Raw genomic sequence first — 20,229 nt, 5'->3', positions numbered from 1 at the left:
GCGCCGTGCCGTTTCTCTACAATTAATCGGGCGGTGGTTAAATTTGTATTCATTAATCCCTCTAGTGTGCAAGTACAAACGCCCCTTTACTTTTTGATTTTAGTCAACAGCTTTTTTTACCATTAAGCGCAACCGCTAATGATAATTATTAATCAGCTTATGATAAGAATTTATAGTTTAATGGTAGGAGTGAAGCGGGCATTGCCCACCCTACAAATAGAGTTATCTATCGCCCCAATATACAATCTATGAGTGCCGACTTCTGTACCCAAAATTCCTTGTCAGTCTGTTTCGCGGATGTGGAGGCGGCGGCAAAGCGCTTGCAGGGCATAGCTTTCAAGACGCCGGTGCTGACTTCGGAAACTTTCAACAAACAGACGAATTCTCAGGTATTTTTCAAGTGCGAGAACTTTCAGCGCACGGGTTCGTTTAAATTTCGGGGTGCTTGCAATGCTTTGATGCAGCTATCTGAAGCCGAAAAACAAAACGGAGTGCTGACTTTTTCTTCGGGAAATCACGCGCAGGCGATCGCCCTTGCGGCCCAGTTATTACATATTCCTGCTACTGTTGTCATGCCGGCAGATGCGCCCAAAGTCAAGCAAGAGGCGACTCGTGGCTATGGTGCAGAGATTATTTTGTACGATCGAACTCAAGTTTCCCGCGAAGAGTTAGCCGCCCAAATTGGGCAAGAACGGCACTTGACAATTATTCCTCCTTATGATGACGCGCGGGTGATTGCGGGACAAGGTACGGCGGCGCTGGAATTAATCGCAGAAGTTGGGGAGTTGGATTTGCTGTTAGTTTGTTGCGGTGGCGGGGGTTTGCTTTCGGGATGCGCGATCGCGACAAAAACTTTGTCTCCGCAGTGTAAAGTAATAGGAGTAGAACCCCAGCAAGCAGACGATGCGGCGCGATCGTTCCGCACGAAAACGCTGCAAACTGTTACTAACCCGGATACGATTGCTGATGGTGCGCGCACACCATCTTTGGGGAAATTAACCTTTCCTTTGGTGCTGCATTATGTTGATGATATGGCAACTGTTTCTGAAGAGGCAATTCGCAGCACAATGTTTTTTATGTGGGAACGCATGAAGATAGTTGTTGAACCGACGGGAGTGTTAGCGGTGGCGGCTTTGTTGTCAGGTGTTGTGCAGGCTGAGAATGCGAGGATTGGGGTAATTGTCAGCGGGGGAAATGTCGATTTTAGTCATTAGTATTGGAGATCGGAATGATTTAACCGCAGAGAACGCAGAGAACACAGAGGGAGAGAAGAGAGAGATGAATAATTCGGATGAAGAGCGGAATTGATATTATTAGTTAAGGATCTTTGAGATGTTGCAATTAATCTTTGATACCTGCGTACCGAGAGAGGAAATTTTATCGGGAGACTTGTCTCTAGATTTATTTGCTGCAAAATTGCGGTTGGTAGTTGAAGGAACTGCACCTCAAGTTTATCAAGATCCAAATACTTTCTTTGCTAATACCTTCGCCACAGACGGCATCAAAACCCTGATTAACGAAGTTTTTGGCCGCTTGATGAAGCAAAGCGCTGGGGCTGGGGTGATTCGTTTGGAAACGAGTTTTGGGGGTGGCAAAACTCACGATGAAATTGCACTCTGGCATATCTGCAAGCTAGGGCGAGAAATTCACGGATTGGAACGCTTTACAGATATTAGTGTGATTCCCGATCGCCCTTTACAAGTTGCAGCGATCGATGGTCGAGATTTAGACCCAGAACAAGGAGTATATCATGCCGACAGCGGTTTGACAACTTATACGCTTTGGGGCGAAATTGCTTACCAAATTGGCGGGATTCAAGGCTATCAGTTAGTGCAAGGTAGCGACAAAAGCGGTGTCAGTCCCGGTACTTCTGTGCTAGAAAGATTGACGGGCGGACAGCCGACTGTGATTATTTTAGATGAAATTGCGCGGTATTTGCGATCGGCAAAAGCGAAACAAATTGGCAGAAGCGATTTAGCTAAACAAGTTGTAGCTTTCCTGTTTTCCTTGATGGATTTGGCGGCGGCCTGCGATAATTTAGTATTGGTTTATTCCCTCGCTTCCGCAGCAGATACTTTTGCTGAAGAAACCGCAGAATTGCAAGAAACGATGCGGGCTTCGGCTAGACAAGAAAGGGTGTTGAGCCCTTCTACAGATATCGAAATTTACAACATTGTCAAACAGCGCGTGTTTGCTAAAGTTAGCGAGGAAGCGGCCCAAAAAGCGGCGTCGGAATATTTGGCTGCTTATCGGAATTGCCGCGCTAATTTGCCCGACGGGTGCAAAGATGCGTCATACTCAAAGGCGATCGCCCAAAGTTATCCGTTTCACCCGGAATTGTTCAATCTGCTGACTAAAAAAATTGCTTCGATTCCTGAATTCCAGAAGACGCGGGGGGCTTTGCGATTGTTCGCGCAAGTCGTGCGACATTTGTGGGAGGAAGAAGGAAGAAGGAAGAAGGAAGAAGGAAGAATGAAGAATGAAGCAGAATTTAGGGGGGACAATTCTGGAGTCAGGATTCTGAATTCTGAGTCGTTTGTGCCCATGATTCACACGCATCACATTCCGGTGGGGATGGATAAGGAAATTACTAACGATCTTACCTCTCGGTTGCAACGATCGCCCATGCGGAATCCCATCGGCGCGGATATCTACAATCCCGATGGTAGGCCGGCTTACGCACAATTGCAAGACGCGGAATGGACAGCAGCCGGAAAACCGCCGTTTTCTACTTGGATAAGTAGAACCATATTTTTGCATTCTTTGACTCAGGGAAATTCTTCGGGAATTCGCCTCGCTGAGTTGAATTTGTCGCTGCTGACTCCGGGGGTTGATAGCGGTTTTGTCGATCGCGCTTTACAAACATTGACTAAGGTAGCATGGTATTTAGACTTCGATCCGGTAACATCTTTGGCCAGGTTCAAAGAAGAACCTTCGATTAACAAAATTATTACCGAAGAAAAAGAACAAGTCGGAGTTTTGTTAGCAAAAGAAGATTTGCGAATTCGCCGCGATAGCATTTTTGCCAAAAAATTCTTTACCTTAGTTTCTAATATCGAAAGTCCCGGAGATGTAGACGACAACCCGGAGGATGTGGCGCTGTGTGTACTTGACTTTGACGAAGCGACAGTGCGCGATTCTACCGACGCAGCCCCGGAATTAATCGATCGCATTTTTAACAATACTGGCGAGTCTGGGAAGTTTCGCACCTACCGCAATCGCTTGTTATTTTTGGTGGCAAATCAGCTAGAATTAGAAAGAGCGATCGACAATGCCAGAGAATATAAAGCTATTCAAAATATTCTCAAAAGTCAAAACCGCATGGAAGATTTATCGGGAAGCCAACAGAAGCAATTGAAGGAACGGGAAGGTGCGAAAAATTTAGCTGTTAGAGTGTCTCTGACAAACGCCTACCGCCATTTATTTTATCCTGCAAATGATGCGACTAAAGCACCGAAAGGATTGATGCACTACACTCTTCCCACCCAGGATTCGAGTACGGTAAAAGGCAACAATAACCAGCAAGATGTGATTCTCAAAGCCCTCAAAGATTGCGGCAAGATTCGCGCCCAGGAAGCTAAATCTTTCGCGCCGGCTTTTATCTTGCAAAAAGTTTGGCCAGGGGGGTTGGATAATTGGACTGTGAAGGCGCTGCGGGATGCTTTTGCTAAGGATTTGAGTTTGAATATTCTCCTTGATGCGGAAGTTTCGATGCTGCGGGAGACGATTCGCGAAGGTTTGAAAATGGGCAATTGGGATATGAAAGTCGGGGAGAGGCTATTTATCAAAACTGATGATACTACGCTGACGCTCCCGGAGACGATCGAGTTTAGCGATCGCGCCTCCCTATACAGACGCGGCATTTTGCAACCTCCAGCGCCCAAAGAAGTGGAACTCAGCGCTCAATTGATGCCCTGTGCAGAAGCCGCAAAACCCGTGCGTGTCAAGTGGAAAGCCAAAGGAGCACTGAGTGTTAGTTTGTATCAAGATGGTATTTTGGTGCCGGGAAATTTCTTCCCTTCCGATGAGTGTGAAATCACCATTGTGAATAACACTATTTTTCGGGTGGTGGCCGATTACGGCAACGGAGAAACAGCACAAAAAGAAACCAATGTCAATCTAAATTCGCAAGTTCCTAGCGTGGGAGAGGGCGACAATCCTGTTTATGTGGTGGGAGGGCTACAGCCGAGTTTGTGGGAGGCGAAACCGCCGACTATCGAACTTGACGGCACGGTGAATGTGGTTTTTGCTGGTTTGGGCGATCGCATCAGCGACAACAAAATTCAAGGCATTGAAGTGCTAGAATTGTCTGTGAATCAAGTCATGGATTATCGCAAATTGGGAACAGCAATTTCCCTATTGCAGCGCTGGCAACCGCAAATCGACCAAACCGCAACCATTCAAACCGGCGACCAATTTGTGCGGCTGGAATATCAAGGACAAATGCGGGGATTTCAGAGCTTTTTCTCGACTATCAACAGTTTGTTGAACAGCCCCGACGCGCAAGCAACTGTTAGTTTGAAAATCACCTTAGAATTCAAGCCAGCTTTGCCAGCAAATGCCTCGAATATTAGCAGTATAAAACAAACGCTCGATCGCAACCCAGTAGAGCGTTTAAATTTAATGGCAAGAGTGATGTATTGAAATGTAGGGGCGGGTTCACCTACAATATTTGGCAAAAATTAACACTCTCAAAAACCCGCCCCCACCCACGGTAAATCGCAATCTACCTCTTTTAACATACCAGCATAATACATAGGTCGGGGCTGGTTTTTGAGATGGTTGGTTGATTGCGTAGATAGTTGGTGAACCCGCCCCTACAAGAATCGCGATCCCTCGGAGACGATCGAATATGTAGATTGATTTGTTATATAATTAGTGCCATGTAGGGGCGGGTTTTACCAACCATCTACGCCTCAAATAAAATATCTCATAAACCCGCCCCGCCCAGAGCTCATGCAAGAATTTCAGTTACGAGTTTTGCCTTTAGATAATAACAACTTCGCCTTGGAACTCTACCAATGTGCTTACAAGAAAGCGGGAGAGAAAAAACGTCCTGCTGCTAAAAAATTGGGGCGACTTAAAGGCAATGCGCTGGTTTTGGCAAGACAAAAAATTTATGCAACTCTCAAAGCGAATAATTACGATCCAAAAACTTTATCTCAGCAGCGACAAACTCCTTATATATTATCAGAAGAATCTGGCGTTAGTTTGGCGATTTTATTTCAATCGCTGCAACCGCTATCGAAAACCGAACGAATTGCTAATATTGCCGAAGGGATTATGGCGATGAGTAATGAAGAGGCACATTATTGGTTTGGAAAAATTGCTAATGGCAATCGTTCAAATGCTTTGAAAGCTTTGCGAATATTATTAGGAGATTAATCTGATGAAAGTAGCTGATTTGTCAAACGAAACTTTAGCCAAGATTAAAACAGTGCGGTGGGATCGAATTATTGAGAAGCATGAAGGGCCGGAAACATGGGAGTCTGAGTTTAGATACGGTGAACCGGAATTTATCGAAATTGAAGGGCGGTGGGTGTTGTTGCCCGTTGAAGCATCCCGTCACCAAAATATCACGATTTTGCGGGCAATTTGGAGTGCGGATGGTAACTCGCTGACTCTGTTTCTTAAGGATACAACTTTTGATGACCACTGGGCTTCGTCTGGATATATGGCTGTGTGCGATCGCCCGAAAGGACAAGAGTTTTTCTTAGCAGTATTGTACCACGAATGGTTTATCATTGAAAAGACCGAGGTATTTGAAGATTGAGCGAGATTTTTTTGGATAATACCAATGCAAATTGCAGTTTGGAATGAATCCTTTTGGGGGCTGGCTAGGAGCTAGGGCCAACGATCCCCCCCTAACCCCCCTTAAGAAGGCAGGGCTGTTTCATTCTCACCAAAAACAGTGTTTTGTAGGGGTCGTGCCCCCGTGCCGACCCTCCTCACCGACGATTTTTCGTTATTTCATGGATTGGGGCAGCCACGGGGGGCTGCCCCTACAAGAGAATGAAACAGCCCTGCCCTTAAGAAGGGGGGGACAAGAGCGCTCAAAGTCCCCCTTCTTAAGGGGGATTTAGGGGGATCGATAATTGTGGCACAAGCGCGCTCAAAGTCCCCCTTCTTAAGGGGGATTTAGGGGGATCGAAGATTGTGGCACCTCACAAATAACCAACAACCAATAACAAATAACAAATAACCAATAACAAATAACAAATAACCAAAAAAATCATGCGCCCTCACCTATTCATCGAGAAAATTATGCCCGTCAACCTGCTAAACGAGCAGGTTAATTACGAACACGGCGGGAATCCATTTAAAGGTTTGCACCGCTGGTATTCGCGCAAACCTTTATCGTTTTCTCGCGCTTCGGTGTTGGCGTCGATTTTACCCGCAGAGATTTCTTTAGAAGAGTTTGAATATTTGCTGGGATTGGAACCGGGGAAGGAAATTAAACTCTACAAAACTCCCCCGTCTTCGGTGCGAATTAAGAAGGTTCACGATTATTGCGAGAAGGTGTGGGGGAATCGCACGCCGACTATTTTAGATGCGTTTGCGGGTGGGGGAAGCATTCCCTTTGAGGCGGCGCGGTACGGGTTGAATGTGTTGGCGTCGGATCTCAATCCGGTGGCGGTGGTGACGATGAAGGCGGCTATGGAATATCCGCTGAAATTTGGCCCGGATTTGCAGGAGGATATTGATAAATGGGTGCAATGGGTGGGGGATGAAGCCGAGAAAAGATTGGCGGAATTTTTCCCTTCTAACCCCCCTCAATCCCCCCTTGCTAAGGGGGGAAGTCAAGGTGAGGAAACTGTGCAGAATTATTTGTGGGCGCATACGGTAGTTTGTCCGAGTTGTCAGTCGGTTGTGCCTTTGAGCCCGAATTGGTGGTTGTACAAGCGCCCGGAAAAGCAGAATTTACATAAATGGTGTGCGGTGAAACCGATTCCTAACTTGGCACAGAAGCGGGTTGATTTTGAGTTGGTGAAGGGGAAGAAAGGCAAGGATACGACGATTCAAACCGATGCGGGTGAGTACGATCCGAGTGATTATAACACGATTAGCAGAAGTGTTGGTAAATGTCCGAATTGCGATACTGTGATTGAAGATGATGTAATTAAATCTCAAGCGAAATCAGGAAAGTTGGGGTATCAACTTTATGCAGTTGCTTATAAACAAGGCAAAGGTAGTTTAGAGTTTAGAATTCCGACAAATTCAGATTTAGACGGAATTGCCAAGTCTGAATTATACATAAGAAATAAATTAGATAAACTTTTAATTTCAGGCGTTTGGGAAGTTCAAGTAACTCCCGGTGAAAAAACAAATGAGTTATTACGTTATGGAATGAATACATGGGATAAACTCTTTAATCCTCGCCAGTTGCTAACGCTTGTCACTTATGTAGAAATTATCAACGAAGCTAAGGCGCTGCTACAGGCTGAGTATGAAGTGGAGAAGGTAGAGGCGATTATTACTTATCTAGCTTTAGTATTAGATAGATGTGTTGATATCAATAGTCGTCTTTCAGGTTGGGATTCAAGCGTCGGAGTTCTTCGTAGAGCATCAGCTCAACACGCACTAAATTTATTATGGAATTATGGTGAAACAAGTGGCGATCCATATTTGTGGATATGGTGTAATGAAACTGCTAGCAAGCAATATATAAAGCTTTGCGCTTTATTCGGAACAAAACCCCACTCAATCGGCTTACCCGGTATCGAACAATACGACCCAAAAACCATCCAAATCAATTCCGCATCCGCCGATAGCCTCTACCACATTCCCGACAAATCTGTCGATGCAATTATCACCGACCCGCCCTACTATTCCACCATTCAATATGCCGAAATTTCCGACTTTTTCTATGTTTGGATGAAGCGCACATTAGGCGATATTTTCCCCGATTTATTCTACTCAGAACTCACCGACAAAGATAGAGAAGCCGTGGCCAATCCGTCGCGCTTCCGCAACATGGGCACATCCCCCGACGAACTCGCCGCCCAAGATTACGAAGCAAAAATGGCCCTAGCTTTTAGCGAATATTACCGAGTTTTGCGCGATGACGGCGTGATGACAGTCCAATTCAACCACAAAGAATCCGGCGCGTGGGACGTGCTCACAAAATCCCTCATCGATGCCGGTTTCGAGATTACCGCATCCTGGGCCGTCAGTACCGAAAACCCCCAAAACCTCCACCAAGCCAAGAAAAACTCAGTTTCCAGTACAGTCCTTTTAGTTTGCCGCAAGCGCGACACCAACGCCGCCCAAGCTTGGTGGGACGATTTGCGCCCGGAAGTCGCCAATCTCGTCGAACAGCGAGCCCCGGAATTTGAAGCCAACAAAATCACGGGAATCGACCTTTATTTAAGCGCCTTCGGCCCGGCTTTAAACGTGTTCAGCCGTTCCTATCCCATCCTCAACAGCAGCGGCGAAGAAGTGCGCCCGGAAGTTGCTTTTGCTGAAGCCAGAAAAGCCATTGCAAACTACCGTTTCCGCAAACTCGTACAAACCGATACAGCGGGTTTTGACGCGCTAACTCAGTGGTATTTCCTCGCCTGGGATGCCTTCCGCGCCGTCGAATTCCCCTTCGATGAAGCGCGACAACTCGCCCTCGCCGTGGGCGGTTTCGATGTCGTTGATTTAGCCAAAAAATACAAATTGATTGACTCGGTTAGCGGCACTTGCAAGCTTTTGACTCCGAAACAGCGGCTGAAAAAAGGTGCTTTTTCGGTGAATCCGCAAGATTTTTCGCTGACATATTTAGTGGATGGATTGCACGCAATTATTGCGCTGTATCAGGAGGATGGAAATATTCAAATTGTGCGCGAGTTTATGAAGAAAGCTAATTTGACGGATAATGATAATTTCATGCGGGCGATTGAGGTGGCGCTGAAAGTGATTCCGCGTTTGGGCGATGAGAAGAAGCGGATACCGGAGGAGAAGGCTTTGTTGGATTTGTGGTTGGTGATGGATGAGATTAAGGCGAAGGTTTTTTATCAACAATTGGATATTCCCTTTGAGGGACAATTGAGTTTGGATTTGAATGTAGGTGGTTGAAAGAATGAGAAGAGATCCCCCCTAACCCCCCTTAAGAAGGGGGGGACAAGAGTTTAATTCTGTAGGGGCTGTGCCCCCGTGCCCGCCCCCTTCTTAAGCGGGATTTAGGGGGAGCGAAGATTGTGGGACATAACAAATAATCTAATAACATGAATTTACAAGATTATCCCTGGCGGATTAGTTATTCTAGCAATGAAAATAACCCGATCGCCGATTTCTACATTCCCGCGCTAGAATGTGCTGTTAAGTACGATCGCAAATCCGGCTTTTTCAACAGCGCCATCCTCAGCAAAGTCGCGCAGGGATTGGGCGCAATGCTGCACAATTGCGGGCGGATGCGGTTAATCATGGGCTGTCAGTTTAGCCCGCAAGATTTGCAAGCTATCCAACAAGGTTACGCCCTGCGAGATGCTGTTACCATCCGCCTCGATACGGATTTGCAGCCGCCCAAAACCTTCGCCCAACTCAAACATTTTGAAATCCTCAGTTGGCTGATTCAAAACAGTTATCTCGATATTAAAATCGCCGTTCCCCTCAAATCTAACGGTTTACCAGTAGATAGTGAAAGTTTACTCGATCGCCAGCATATATTTCACGAAAAAGTCGGCATTTTTACCGACAGCAAGGACGCGCAATTAGCTTTTAGCGGTTCTAATAACGAATCTCTCAGCGGTTGGGAAAGCAATGTTGAATCTTTCCATGTTTATTGTGCTTGGGAAGGCGGCCGAGATGCAGAACGAGTGAACGAAGAGATTTTTCGGTTTGAACAGTTGTGGAACAATTTATCGCCAAACGTGCGCGTTTTTGAAGTGCCGGAAGCGGTGAAAAATAAGCTACTCAGTTACGCGCCCAGTAGTAAGCCTGTGTGGAATCGGGAAGAAAGTTCGGCAGCGGATTTTGTAACGGATGTAGCGGATGTAGCGGATGTAGCGGATGAGGAGGGTTCGGCAGCGGATTTTGTAGCGGATGTAGCGGATGAGGCAACGGATTTTGTAGCGGATTTAGCGGATGTAACGGATGTTGGGAGTCGGGATTTAGGGGGAGTTATTGGGGATTTTGAGTTATCTCAAGATTATGCTAAGTTTGAACCGCTTTTCAATTTGTATGCTTCACCAACTTGTCTCGATTATTGTTTGAAATCTATTCCCATCAAACCTTGGCCGCATCAGATTAAAATTCTGCGTCGAGTGGCTGCTAGTTTCCCGAAGAGTTTCCTAATTGCGGATGAAGTTGGCTTGGGAAAAACTATCGAAACTGGGTTAATTTTGCGTTACTTGCTTGTCAGCCAAAAAGTCAAGCGCGTGTTAATTTTAGCACCAGCCAGCATTCAGCCGCAGTGGCACGAAGAGTTGCGCGAAAAATTTAATTTGCACTTTTGGAGTTACAACAAAGGTGAGTTAAAGAATCCGTATGGGGAGAAAAGTGTGTCTGGGGAAGAGAATATTTGGAATTCCCAGAATCTGATTTTAGCATCATCTCATTTAGTCCGCCGGAGCGATCGCACAAAAGAACTCCTAGACGCGCAACCGTGGGATTTGGTGGTACTCGATGAAGCCCATCACGCCCGCCGTCAAAGTCCGCAAAACCGCAAGGAAACGCCGAACCGGCTGCTTCAGCTAATGCAGCAGTTAAAGGAAAAAAGCGGATCGCTTTTGTTATTATCCGCTACGCCGATGCAGATTGATGCGATCGAAGTTTTCGATTTATTGCACCTTCTGGGACTGCGCGGACATTGGTCTTATGGTGAGAATTTCTGCAATTATTTTAGCACGCTGTCGGCAAAGCCCGATCGCCAGAATGTACGTTTTTGGCAGCAGATGTCTGTCGGTTACTTCCAGGAAGGAGGTTTGCCGTGCGATCGGTTGCAGGAATATCTCCAAAAGCGCGATCGATTGTTATATTATAAGTTGCGCGATGTCTGGGAAAAAAACCAGCGAGTCAACCCGCAACAAATCGCTGATGACGAAGCCTTTATCGCCGCCTCCCGCCAATATTTGACAGTGAATACTCCCCTCAAAGATTTGATGTTTCGCCACACCCGCGACACCTTACGCCAATACTATCAGCGGGGATTATTGGAACGAGATATTCCCCACCGCGAAGTCAGAGATAATGCGATTACTTTAGAAAACAACCGCGAAGTGCCGCTTTATCTCGCCGTCAGCAATTACGTCCGCCATTTTTACAATTTAGCGCAAAAAGACAACCGTAAGGCGTTAGGATTTTTGATGACTCTTTACCGCAAACGGCTGACAAGTTCCTTTTATGCCATCCGCGAATCCTTACAGCGCCGCCTCGAAGGGATTAGCATTACTGAGGATGATTTTCAGGATTTAGATGATGCGGATGATGTGATTTTGGAAGGTATGGAAGGTTATTTTGCACCAGCAGACCCGGAAGAAATTAAATATTTAGTCGATTTGCTCGATCGGTTCGAGAATACCGGGGAAGATAGCAAGCTTTCCCACTTTATCACAATCTTGCGTCAAGAACTGAATGAGCGCGAAAGTGCGATCGTGTTTACGCAATACACCGACACGATGGATTATCTCAGAAGTGCTTTACAACAATTATATGGTGCTCAAATTGCTTGCTATTCCGGGCGCGGGGGAGAGTTGTACCAAAATGGGGAATGGCGAACTTTTCCGAAGGAACAAATCAAAGCCAAATTCCTTCAAGGAATCATCAAAATTTTACTTTGTACCGAGTCGGCTTCCGAAGGGCTAAATTTGCAAACCTGCGGGGTTTTAATCAATTATGATATGCCTTGGAATCCGATGCGAGTGGAACAGAGAATCGGCAGACTCGATCGCATCGGACAGATTTATGATACAGTCAGGATACACAATTTTTATTACGACGGCACTGTAGAGGCGAAGGTTTATAGGAAATTGCGCGATCGCATCAATGCTTTTCAAAGCGTTGTCGGCAATTTGCAACCAATTCTTGCAACAGTTCCAACTTTCATCGAACAGGCCGTGATGAGTGCAGATCCCGAAGAAGAGGGTGTTTTGTTGCGAGAGTTCGATCGCATTTTAGACGCGCCGCCTTTGCGTCCCGCCCTCGATGAAATGGTCGCGATGGATGTAGAATCAGACTTGCAGGAAATCCGTCAACCTCTGCCGCCGACTTCTCTGTTTCCTGAAACCATCGAAGATTTGTTTGTCAATTCTTTGATTTTAAAGCAGATTGGCGCTATCTTCGATCGCTCTGAAAATCGCACTTGGCAGCTTAACTATAAAAGTCGCGATTATTGTCTCACATTTTACCCGGATATCTTTGAGGAAAATGCTTCGTTGCAATTTATGAGTTTTGGGAATCCGTTGTTTGAAGAAATGCTAAGTGCGATCGACCTTATGTCAAACTGTTCTTAATCGAACACTGTGGGCGGACTGTTTAGCCTGTTTCACGAGTTTACCCTTTTTTGAGCATTGCTAGGGTTTGGTGCTCAACTTTGACACTTTTAGGGCTAAACTACTTTTAATGACCAAAGCACAGGGGATTTAAGCCCCCACCTTTAGGTGGATTGTTTTTAGGCAGGGGCTTAAATCCCCTGCCTAAAAACTTCGCACTCCGAAGTCAACTGTCAACTGTCAACTGTCAACTGTCAACTGTCAAGATCGTCCTTTTTATTTAATTTGCACAATGTCTTCAGAAACAAACTCAGCGGCTCAATCTACAACTGGTGCAGATGCGATCGATGTTGCGATCGCCTCTGGAAACGATTTTGACGGCACTCCGATTCCCAAGGCAAAATTAGACCTGTACGAGCAAGTGATGGGCTTAGAAGCCGGGAGACAGCGCAGTGGCGTATCAAACACCATGCGATCGCGCATTGTCCGAATCGGTGTCAAACACATCGGACAAGAGGAACTCGATCAAATGCTGGTTGCGGCAAACTTTGCACCGCTGAAAGAGAAAGAAATCGCTTTTTACTACGGCGGTAAATAGATCGTATTTATCCCACATCTTGCACCATTCTCAATAAGCCTTTTATGAACCGGCTTTCTGACCTGTTTCACAAGAAAATCAATTCTTTGTGGAACAGGCATCTTGCCTGTTGCTGCCGATTTTGCCTAAAATAGACATAACCCACGCTCATAACATCTGTCATGCAAAGTTACACCCTCGCAGAAGTATGTAATCCACAGGGGACAGTCTTTAACCGAGCTGCTGTGGAGCCAGTTTTACTCACAGATAAATCGCAGCCCAGCCACGTAATTATGTCCGCTGATGCCTATCAGCGCTTGATAGAGCGACTGATGGAATTAGAAGATATGCTTTTAGGAAAAGCAGCAAAATCTGCCCTGAGTCAGTCTCAAATGGTTGGTACTAAAACCTTTGTAGAAACACTAACACAACTGGCAAATGGCGAAACTTGATGGTTTACAAACAGTTCTCGACTTTCTCAAGGGTTTGCAACCTAAAATAGCGGCTCAAATTGCTAAAAAAGTGTTAGCACTGAATGTCGATCCTTTACCTAATGATAGCAAGCAATTAATCGGATATCCGGGTTATTATCGGGTAGATAGTGGCGAATATCGGATTATTTACAGCTTTAATCCCGAAGAAGATTTGGTAGAAATTATTCTAGTTGGTAAGCGGAACGATGATGAAGTGTACAAAAAATTAGAGCGCCTTTTTTAAGAAAGTCCTTCTCAGGGATGCTGCTCTAAATATCTGGTAATTATTTTGATATTACTCCGGTTTCAAAGTGCGTTCCATCAGCGACAAAACTGCTTGTTCGGGAGTAATTTCCCCATTCAACAAGCGGTAAACTTGACGGGAAACGGGAACTTCTATCTCGCGTCGATTAGCCAAATCAATCAACACATTGGTAGTATTTACTCCCTCAGCAGTGCTCTGCAATTCGTGCAAAATTTGCTCCAAAGATTTGCCTTTAGCCAATCCGAAACCAACCCGATAATTGCGCGATAAAGGACTGTTGCAAGTAGCGAGTAAATCTCCCAAACCAGACAAACCGTAAAAAGTTTCGGCGCGAGCTCCCAAACGAACTCCCACCCGAATCATTTCCGGCAAAGCGCGAGTCAGCAAAGCAGATTTAGCATTAGTTCCTAATTGTAAACCGTCGCAAACACCAGCGGCGATCGCAAATACATTCTTCAAAGTTCCACCTAACTCAGTCCCCAGCGGATCTTCATTCACATAAACCCGAAAAATATCGGAACTGTAAATATTTTGCACTTGCTTGGCCGCCGCTAAATCCAAACTCGCCGCTACCGTTGCAGCCGGCAATCCCTGCTGAATTTCTTCGGAAAGATTGGGGCCGGAAAGTACGACTATTGAATTGTTAGGAAAGGCATTTTGCCAAATTTGAGACGGAGTGCGCGTGCTCGCGGGATCTAAACCTTTGGTGACAGTAACTATAATTGTACCGGGACTTAACTCTAACGCCAGCAGCCGATCGACCGTTGCTCCAACTCCTTTCATCGAAACTGCCGAAACAACAACATCTGCGCCAGTTATAACTGATTCTAGACTAAAAGAACTGCTACGCGACCACCAATTAACTCGATCGCCTTTTTTGCCTCCCAGATTAGCCAAGGCAGAACCCCAAGCACCTCCACCTAATATTGTCAAGCTTGCCATAGAATTTAGTTTAATGAACTCAGATGTTACACCATTCTCAAGAACGGGCTAGAAGCCCGTTCCACAAGAAGATTGATTTTTTTTTGTGGAACAGGCATCTTGCCTGTTCGTGACGGGCTAGAAGCCCGTTCCACAAGAAGATTGAATTTTTTTTGTGGAACAGGCATCTTGCCTGTTCGTGACATTGGTGCAATATGTGAGATGAACGAAACAAAAACTCCCCTCCTACAAACGCGGACGCAATCCATAATGACGGTAACGCCAATAATCTCGTAAAATGCGATCGTGATCGAAACATAATTGATGGGGAATCTGCCAAGATTCAAAAATCTGTAAATTTTTAGCATCGTCGGCAGCTTGAGGTTCCCCCGTTGCAGAAGCCAAAAATACAATACTGATAGTGTGTTCGCGGGCGTCGCGATTTGGGTCGGAATAAACGTAAAATTGCTCAATTAATTCTACATTCAAACTTGTTTCTTCTAAAGCTTCGCGTTTTGCCGCCGTTTCTACCGCTTCCCCGTAATCGACAAAACCGCCGGGAATTGCCCAGCCGTAGGGAATATTGCGGCGTTCGATGAGTATGATCGGCCGATGCGGGCGATCGGCTAATTCGATGATAATATCAACTGTAGGAGCGGGATTTTTGTAAGTCATTTGCAAAGGAAGAAGGAAGGCAGGACACGGATTTTGACACGGATACACGGATTAATTTCAACTGGTTCGGAGTTCCTTCTTCCTGCTGAATCATGCTAAACCGCGAAGTGGTACGCGCTGGCCTTGCAAAACCTCAGAGTACAGCTTTTCCAACTCAGTAATATTCTGACTGAGAGTGTACCGCTCGATCGCCCGTTGGCGTGCTTTTTGACCAAGCAGCATTCCCAACTCAGGATGATCGCAAAACAGCGGCAGCAAGGTTTGTAACTGACTCCGTACCCGCTGAGTGTTCAAAACTATCCCCGCCCCTTCCTCCAAGGCCTCGCCGTCAGCACCGGCATCGGTTGCCAAACAAGCTAAACCGCAAGCCATCGCCTCCAGCAACGACAGCGACAGTCCCTCCACCAAAGAAGGCAAAATAAATACGTCTGCACCCCGCAGAATTTCGATCCGGCGTTCCTCCTCAGCGACAAATCCGAGCCACACAATGCCATCCTCTTCGCCGTAAGACAGTTGCAGCGAGGCGGCTAGGGGCCCGTCGCCTACGATCGCCAATACGTTCCCAGGGGCAAAATTGCACTGTTTCCAGGCCTTGAGCAGGGCTTCGACATTTTTCTCCGGGGCAATGCGGCCTTGGTAAACAAAAATTCGATCTGCTTTTAATTCCGACTTCAACTCCGAAGGCCCGGGCGAATATTTAACTGCATCCACACCGTTGGGAATCACGGCTACCCGTTCCTGCGGCACTCCCAACTTGACCAATATATCCCGCTGAATCTGAGAAAAAACGATCGTCGAGTCGTAGTTCGCCAAAAACGGAGCGTACAGTTGATACATCAGGTGTTGGGTTCCCGATGTCAAATTTCGCAATTTGCGATCGAACGGCGGGTGAAAAGTCGCCACTAGAGGCAAATTCAATTCTTGACAAATTTCCGGCAGCAAAAAGTCTAGAGGCGAAAGCGTCAGGGAAGCGTGAACAACATCGGGTTTGAGCCGCCGCAGAGATTTCATCAGCACTGTGCGGGACTTGAGAGTGGGAATCGTATAAATTTGCGATTTGTAGTGACAGGGTAAAGACACTTCGTTGCAACTCGCGGGCGAGAGCGAAGTGGTATATGAGGTTTGAGCAATTGCTTTTCCCCACGAACCATTTGCCATGCTCCACCCCGTATTGTTCCTGTCCAGTGGGCCCGCTTCTTGGGCAAAGTGCAGGAAACTAACCTGGTATCCCCGGTCTAATAGTGCGTTGGTGACTTCCCTGGAGTAAGTGACGTTACCGCAAAAAGGTGATTTTTTTCCTAGCCAAGCGATGTGCATTCAAGTAAATCAGAGTTTGTTATTTTTAGATTCGATCGACTTTGCTATTACTGCTACGGAAAATATACCAGGTTAAGACACCCCCAGCCATCGCTAATCCTGCTAAACCCAAAAATACTGTCGGCAAGCCCAGAAATGTTTCGGCTACACCGGCCAAAGCCAACGGTAAACTCAAAGCGATATTAGTGGCATTGTTTTGCAGCCCGAAGACTTTTCCCCGCATTTCTTCTGGGGTTTCTGCTTGAATTGTAGTCTGCATCGGCACTCCCACCAATGAGGCAAATAAACCCAACAGGGTAATGAACAGCACCGAGAGCCACAAATGGTGTGTAAATGCAGAAAGGCCCATCAGAGCAAGTGCCATGCCGATAGATCCGATTAAACTCAGTTGGGAATGAGAAAATTTGTGGCCGAGATAGCCGACTGTCGTCGCCCCAACTGCCATGCCAACGCCCACCGCAGCCAGTAAAAAGCCAAATTGTGATGCTTTCATACCGGGGAGGATTTCTGCCAGCCGAACTGCTAGAACTGCCAAGGCTGCAAAAATGGAAAATAGAATAATTAGTTGAATTAAAGCATTGCGGACTTTTGGTTGGTCGTTGATGTAACGCAGCCCGTCTTTTAAATCTGCTAGGGGGTGTGGCGCTTCGTGTTCGGCATCGTTTTTTTCGCCTGTTTTCATCGACAGCAACAGCACTCCGGCAAAGGCGTAACTTCCGCCTACTACTAATTCTTTGCCGATTCCGATTCCGCCGCCCAGGTTGGTAAATAGGTTGTCGGCTAAAGCTAGTAAGGGCTCTCCGACTGCGAAGCCAATAATCACCGACCCCATCATGGTTGTGGTGTAGAGGGAGTTTGCTGATAGCAGGTGGCGGCGTTCCACAATTAGGGGAATCACTGACTGTTCTGCTGGGGCGAAAAATTGAGTTAGAGTCGAAACGAGGAATGTCACTAGCAGCAGCAAGCAGAATCCGAGCGGCAGTTGACCGAGTTCCCACCCGTCAGAGAGCCACAGCAGCACGGGCAATGTTAAAACGAAGGCTCCCCGCAGCAGGTTTGTGGCTACGAGCACTGCTTTTTTCGACCACCGATCAACATACACCCCCGCGGCGGCCCCGAACAGCACTGCGGGTATGGTAAAGGCGATCATGATTGCTGATACCCATCTGCTGATGGTTTGATCTGGGGCTTGAAAGCGGCTGGCCACTAGGGCGATCGTCAGTACGAGATAAACTTTATCTGCTAGTTGGGAGAAAACTTGCCCACTCCACAATGCTAGAAAATTTGGGTTTTTGAGCACTGGCAGAAATCCCGTTTCTTTTTCGGGAATTTCGGCTAATGCTTCCGAGTTCCCGGCTGCTGGGTCTGCTGTTGCCAGCGGCCCGATTGCTTCGGGTTCTTGGCTTTTGCCGTTGCTTGACTCTGTTTCTGGCGTTGTGGGATATTTATCCATTTCTGGGTCTGGGACGTTGCTCCATTGTCGATCTGCCAAGACGGGCTCCGAGCGAAAATCGGGAAAATTTTCTCGTTCTTCCATTTTGTGGTCGGTAACAGCTAAAACAGATATTGTCAAATCAGAATCGGACAGTCGCATCATAGGATTTGGGGTGGCTCGCCTGGGATGGTGGAGGTTGGGGGGATGGGAATTTGAAATTGAGGTGTTAACCCCTAAGTTTATTAATAATCTCGTAACTTTATCTCTATCTATTATCTGATGTCGCAACAATCTTGAGAATTTACCTGAAATGGCCCGCTGGTTCGGGTATCCGGCAGGCTGGGGGTGCGATGTTCGATCGTTCCTTCACCTCTTTAAGTCAACAGTCAAAATTTAAAACTCAAAACTCTCTAAGTAGGTATCGATCGAGCTTCCCGAGCGAATCGTGCAACCTAAATGATACTGGGCATATTGCCGCAAAATATTTTCTACTGATACCCAAGTTGTTCGATCGGCAATCCCCTCTCCTAGTTCTGGACTAGCCAACTGTTGCAGCGCTGCTAATTCCTTAGCATTAATCTCGAAATTTGTCAAGTGTTTGCTGCTATTCGTTTGGCGGGAACGGGAGGCGGATTTGTACAAGCTACCGATTTCTGAAGAGAGTTCTGCCTCTAGGTTAGCTAGCTCGGACAAGCTGAAGGTTCCCCCAGAGGGTATACTAAACCCGGTTTGCCAGTTCGGATCGGTGAAATTTGGGATGAGCGGGTGTCTGGTGGCGCAGCAGACTTGGACTTGGGGCGCGAGGCCGGCTAAGGCTAGCAAGTGAAAAATGCCGTGGGCGAGGTGGGCGACAAGCACGGCGGCGGATTGGATTTCTGTGCGATCGGACAAACGCTCCAAACGGCTCAAATGTTCGCCCAGCAACCAAAACAGGTCTTCTTGGGGCTCATCGGAAAGGGCGCTGGCGATCGCCAATTCGGCCAGATATTGCGCGGCTGCTAGTTTCCCGAGGTTGCGGCTCAAACCCGGATGGGATTGTACCGTGTCGGCTTGGGTAATTTTATCGAGCGATCGGCCTTTGGCAATTAGCAATTCGTTAACGACAAATAATTCGCTTCTACCGCCAATGGTCGATCGTTGTTTGCGAACACCCGGTGCTACAGCTCGAATTAAGCCGAATTCCCGCGTCAAAACTGTCAGCACGCGATCGGATTCGCCCATGGCCACACTCTTGAGATTGATTCCAGTTGCTTTGTAAGTTCTAATCATTTGTTAGTTGACTGTTGACTGTTGACTGTTGACTGTTGACTGTTAGCTGTTGAGCGTTGACTGTTAACCTTTAGCTTTTTGTTTTAGTAAGTTAAGATAGGCATTAAGTTGTGGTGAAAGTTCATTCAATAACGGATGCAATCGATCGCTCTGTTCTTGAGTTAAAAGATTAAGCTGTGGAGCATTTAAACCATTAACGATCCAGGTAAGGTGCGTCCCGAAGCGAACACTGACTATACATGGGAAACGCTTATGTACGCTCCGCACCCTACTATCCTCCTTTAAATGCCGAACAGCTTATACCAATTTTTTATGAGGCTGCATAGAATCCGATCCCCCCTAGCCCCCCTTAATAAGGGCTACCGTGTACACACAAGTCCAGCTAGACTGGGTTTGAGAAGTTAGAAACAAAATAAATCATGGAAAATCCCATCCTAATTCATGCAAAACAAATCGGAAGAACAGCCTTTGGAGATCCAAGGTTGGTAAAAAGGGGGCGGCATTGTATGAGTCAATGAAACAACACCAGACAGTGATAATTCGGCAGATGAGCCGAAATCGTGCCGAGCAAATTGCTTACTATCGCTATTTGGAGAATGAGCAGGTGACATTATCAGAGCTAGTGCGGAGTTTAGCAGATCATTGTCAAGAGCAGGTGGCCCGGAAGCATGTACTGGCAATAAGTGATACGAGTGAGATTAACTTACAGTCTCATCAAGGTAGGTTAAAACTGAGATCTTGCACCATTCTCAATTAGCCCTTGCATTGTGTACCCAAATGTGAAATAAAGGGCGTATAAACAATGTGATAAGTTAATGTTAACCATCCTTAATTACGCCCAAGCATTAGTCTATACCTTGATGGATTTAATGCCAAGCAAATAT

14 protein-coding genes and 1 pseudogene are annotated in these 20,229 nt (G+C 46.5%); 10 read left to right on the top strand and 5 right to left on the bottom strand.

The annotated features are described in order from the left end of the window. Nucleotides 1-248 precede the first annotated feature (248 nt). The 9 genes from QUA58_RS09545 (at nucleotide 249) to QUA58_RS09505 (ending at nucleotide 13,707) form a co-directional block, all read left to right on the top strand. A complete protein-coding gene (locus QUA58_RS09545; RefSeq protein WP_333393813.1) occupies nucleotides 249-1,214 on the top strand; it encodes a threo-3-hydroxy-L-aspartate ammonia-lyase in 966 nt (321 codons plus the stop codon). 118 nt (nucleotides 1,215-1,332) lie between these two features. Continuing rightward, complete coding sequence (locus QUA58_RS09540) at nucleotides 1,333-4,644, top strand: DUF499 domain-containing protein (RefSeq protein WP_333393811.1); 3,312 nt, start codon at nucleotides 1,333-1,335, stop codon at nucleotides 4,642-4,644. Nucleotides 4,645-4,956: 312 nt separating this feature from the next. Then, nucleotides 4,957-5,385, top strand: a complete 429-nt coding sequence (locus tag QUA58_RS09535) for a DUF7680 family protein (RefSeq protein ID WP_333250707.1) — start codon at nucleotides 4,957-4,959, stop codon at nucleotides 5,383-5,385. A 4-nt stretch (nucleotides 5,386-5,389) separates the two neighbouring features. After that, nucleotides 5,390-5,773 (top strand): hypothetical protein, encoded by a 384-nt coding sequence (locus tag QUA58_RS09530; protein WP_333393810.1) that lies wholly within the window; start codon nucleotides 5,390-5,392, stop codon nucleotides 5,771-5,773. Nucleotides 5,774-6,234: 461 nt separating this feature from the next. Further along, the gene (locus QUA58_RS09525) at nucleotides 6,235-9,060 is read left to right on the top strand and encodes a DUF1156 domain-containing protein (RefSeq protein ID WP_333393809.1); all 2,826 of its coding nucleotides are present in this window, start codon (nucleotides 6,235-6,237) and stop codon (nucleotides 9,058-9,060) included. 149 nt (nucleotides 9,061-9,209) lie between these two features. Further along, entirely contained in the window at nucleotides 9,210-12,434 is a 3,225-nt protein-coding gene (locus QUA58_RS09520; RefSeq protein ID WP_333393808.1) for a helicase-related protein, read from the top strand. Nucleotides 12,435-12,705: 271 nt separating this feature from the next. Continuing rightward, nucleotides 12,706-13,011, top strand: coding sequence for a small RNA NsiR4-regulated ssr1528 family protein (locus QUA58_RS09515; protein WP_333250700.1), 306 nt, complete (start codon nucleotides 12,706-12,708; stop codon nucleotides 13,009-13,011). 161 nt (nucleotides 13,012-13,172) lie between these two features. Beyond that, a complete protein-coding gene (locus QUA58_RS09510; RefSeq protein WP_333250698.1) occupies nucleotides 13,173-13,442 on the top strand; it encodes a type II toxin-antitoxin system Phd/YefM family antitoxin in 270 nt (89 codons plus the stop codon). Further along, nucleotides 13,429-13,707 (top strand): type II toxin-antitoxin system RelE family toxin, encoded by a 279-nt coding sequence (locus tag QUA58_RS09505; protein ID WP_015178374.1) that lies wholly within the window; start codon nucleotides 13,429-13,431, stop codon nucleotides 13,705-13,707. The genes QUA58_RS09510 and QUA58_RS09505 overlap by 14 nt, the downstream gene beginning before the upstream one ends. Nucleotides 13,708-13,758: 51 nt before the next feature. On the opposite strand, the gene QUA58_RS09500 is transcribed toward QUA58_RS09505, so the two are convergent. The 5 genes from QUA58_RS09500 to recO form a co-directional block, all read right to left on the bottom strand. After that, on the bottom strand, nucleotides 13,759-14,670 hold the full coding sequence (locus QUA58_RS09500) for an NAD(P)H-dependent glycerol-3-phosphate dehydrogenase (protein ID WP_333250697.1): 912 nt from the start codon (nucleotides 14,668-14,670) through the stop codon (nucleotides 13,759-13,761). A gap of 225 nt (nucleotides 14,671-14,895) precedes the next feature. Next, nucleotides 14,896-15,324, bottom strand: coding sequence for an NUDIX hydrolase (locus tag QUA58_RS09495; RefSeq protein WP_333076522.1), 429 nt, complete (start codon nucleotides 15,322-15,324; stop codon nucleotides 14,896-14,898). Nucleotides 15,325-15,414: 90 nt separating this feature from the next. Beyond that, nucleotides 15,415-16,641: a glycosyltransferase family 4 protein gene (locus tag QUA58_RS09490; protein ID WP_333393807.1), complete on the bottom strand. Its 1,227-nt coding sequence runs from the start codon at nucleotides 16,639-16,641 to the stop codon at nucleotides 15,415-15,417. Between the two features lie 25 nt (nucleotides 16,642-16,666). Next, nucleotides 16,667-18,238, bottom strand: coding sequence for an MFS transporter (locus QUA58_RS09485; protein ID WP_333393805.1), 1,572 nt, complete (start codon nucleotides 18,236-18,238; stop codon nucleotides 16,667-16,669). Between the two features lie 231 nt (nucleotides 18,239-18,469). Further along, nucleotides 18,470-19,345, bottom strand: coding sequence for a DNA repair protein RecO (recO, locus tag QUA58_RS09480; protein ID WP_333393804.1), 876 nt, complete (start codon nucleotides 19,343-19,345; stop codon nucleotides 18,470-18,472). A 514-nt stretch (nucleotides 19,346-19,859) separates the two neighbouring features. Here recO and QUA58_RS09475 point away from each other — a divergent pair. Beyond that, nucleotides 19,860-20,072: pseudogene (locus tag QUA58_RS09475) on the top strand (IS4-like element ISSysp3 family transposase); the annotation flags it as partial. Between the last annotated feature and the right edge of the window lie 157 nt (nucleotides 20,073-20,229).

Source organism: Microcoleus sp. N9_A1, assembly GCF_036701795.1.
Lineage (GTDB): Bacteria > Cyanobacteriota > Cyanobacteriia > Cyanobacteriales > Microcoleaceae > Microcoleus.
Note: the sequence above shows the minus strand (reverse complement) of the source record. Positions and strands in the feature narration are given on the sequence as shown.

Excerpts from the sequence above, each read along its gene's own strand:
- QUA58_RS09545 (WP_333393813.1), top strand. The coding sequence starts at position 249 with ATGAGTGCCGACTTCTGTACCCAAAATTCCTTGTCAGTCTGTTTCGCG.
- QUA58_RS09540 (WP_333393811.1), top strand. The coding sequence starts at position 1,333 with ATGTTGCAATTAATCTTTGATACCTGCGTACCGAGAGAGGAAATTTTA.
- QUA58_RS09535 (WP_333250707.1), top strand. The coding sequence starts at position 4,957 with ATGCAAGAATTTCAGTTACGAGTTTTGCCTTTAGATAATAACAACTTC.
- QUA58_RS09530 (WP_333393810.1), top strand. The coding sequence starts at position 5,390 with ATGAAAGTAGCTGATTTGTCAAACGAAACTTTAGCCAAGATTAAAACA.
- QUA58_RS09525 (WP_333393809.1), top strand. The coding sequence starts at position 6,235 with ATGCGCCCTCACCTATTCATCGAGAAAATTATGCCCGTCAACCTGCTA.
- QUA58_RS09520 (WP_333393808.1), top strand. The coding sequence starts at position 9,210 with ATGAATTTACAAGATTATCCCTGGCGGATTAGTTATTCTAGCAATGAA.
- QUA58_RS09515 (WP_333250700.1), top strand. The coding sequence starts at position 12,706 with ATGTCTTCAGAAACAAACTCAGCGGCTCAATCTACAACTGGTGCAGAT.
- QUA58_RS09510 (WP_333250698.1), top strand. The coding sequence starts at position 13,173 with ATGCAAAGTTACACCCTCGCAGAAGTATGTAATCCACAGGGGACAGTC.
- QUA58_RS09505 (WP_015178374.1), top strand. The coding sequence starts at position 13,429 with ATGGCGAAACTTGATGGTTTACAAACAGTTCTCGACTTTCTCAAGGGT.
- QUA58_RS09500 (WP_333250697.1), bottom strand. The coding sequence starts at position 14,670 with ATGGCAAGCTTGACAATATTAGGTGGAGGTGCTTGGGGTTCTGCCTTG.
- QUA58_RS09495 (WP_333076522.1), bottom strand. The coding sequence starts at position 15,324 with ATGACTTACAAAAATCCCGCTCCTACAGTTGATATTATCATCGAATTA.
- QUA58_RS09490 (WP_333393807.1), bottom strand. The coding sequence starts at position 16,641 with ATGCACATCGCTTGGCTAGGAAAAAAATCACCTTTTTGCGGTAACGTC.
- QUA58_RS09485 (WP_333393805.1), bottom strand. The coding sequence starts at position 18,238 with ATGATGCGACTGTCCGATTCTGATTTGACAATATCTGTTTTAGCTGTT.
- recO (WP_333393804.1), bottom strand. The coding sequence starts at position 19,345 with ATGATTAGAACTTACAAAGCAACTGGAATCAATCTCAAGAGTGTGGCC.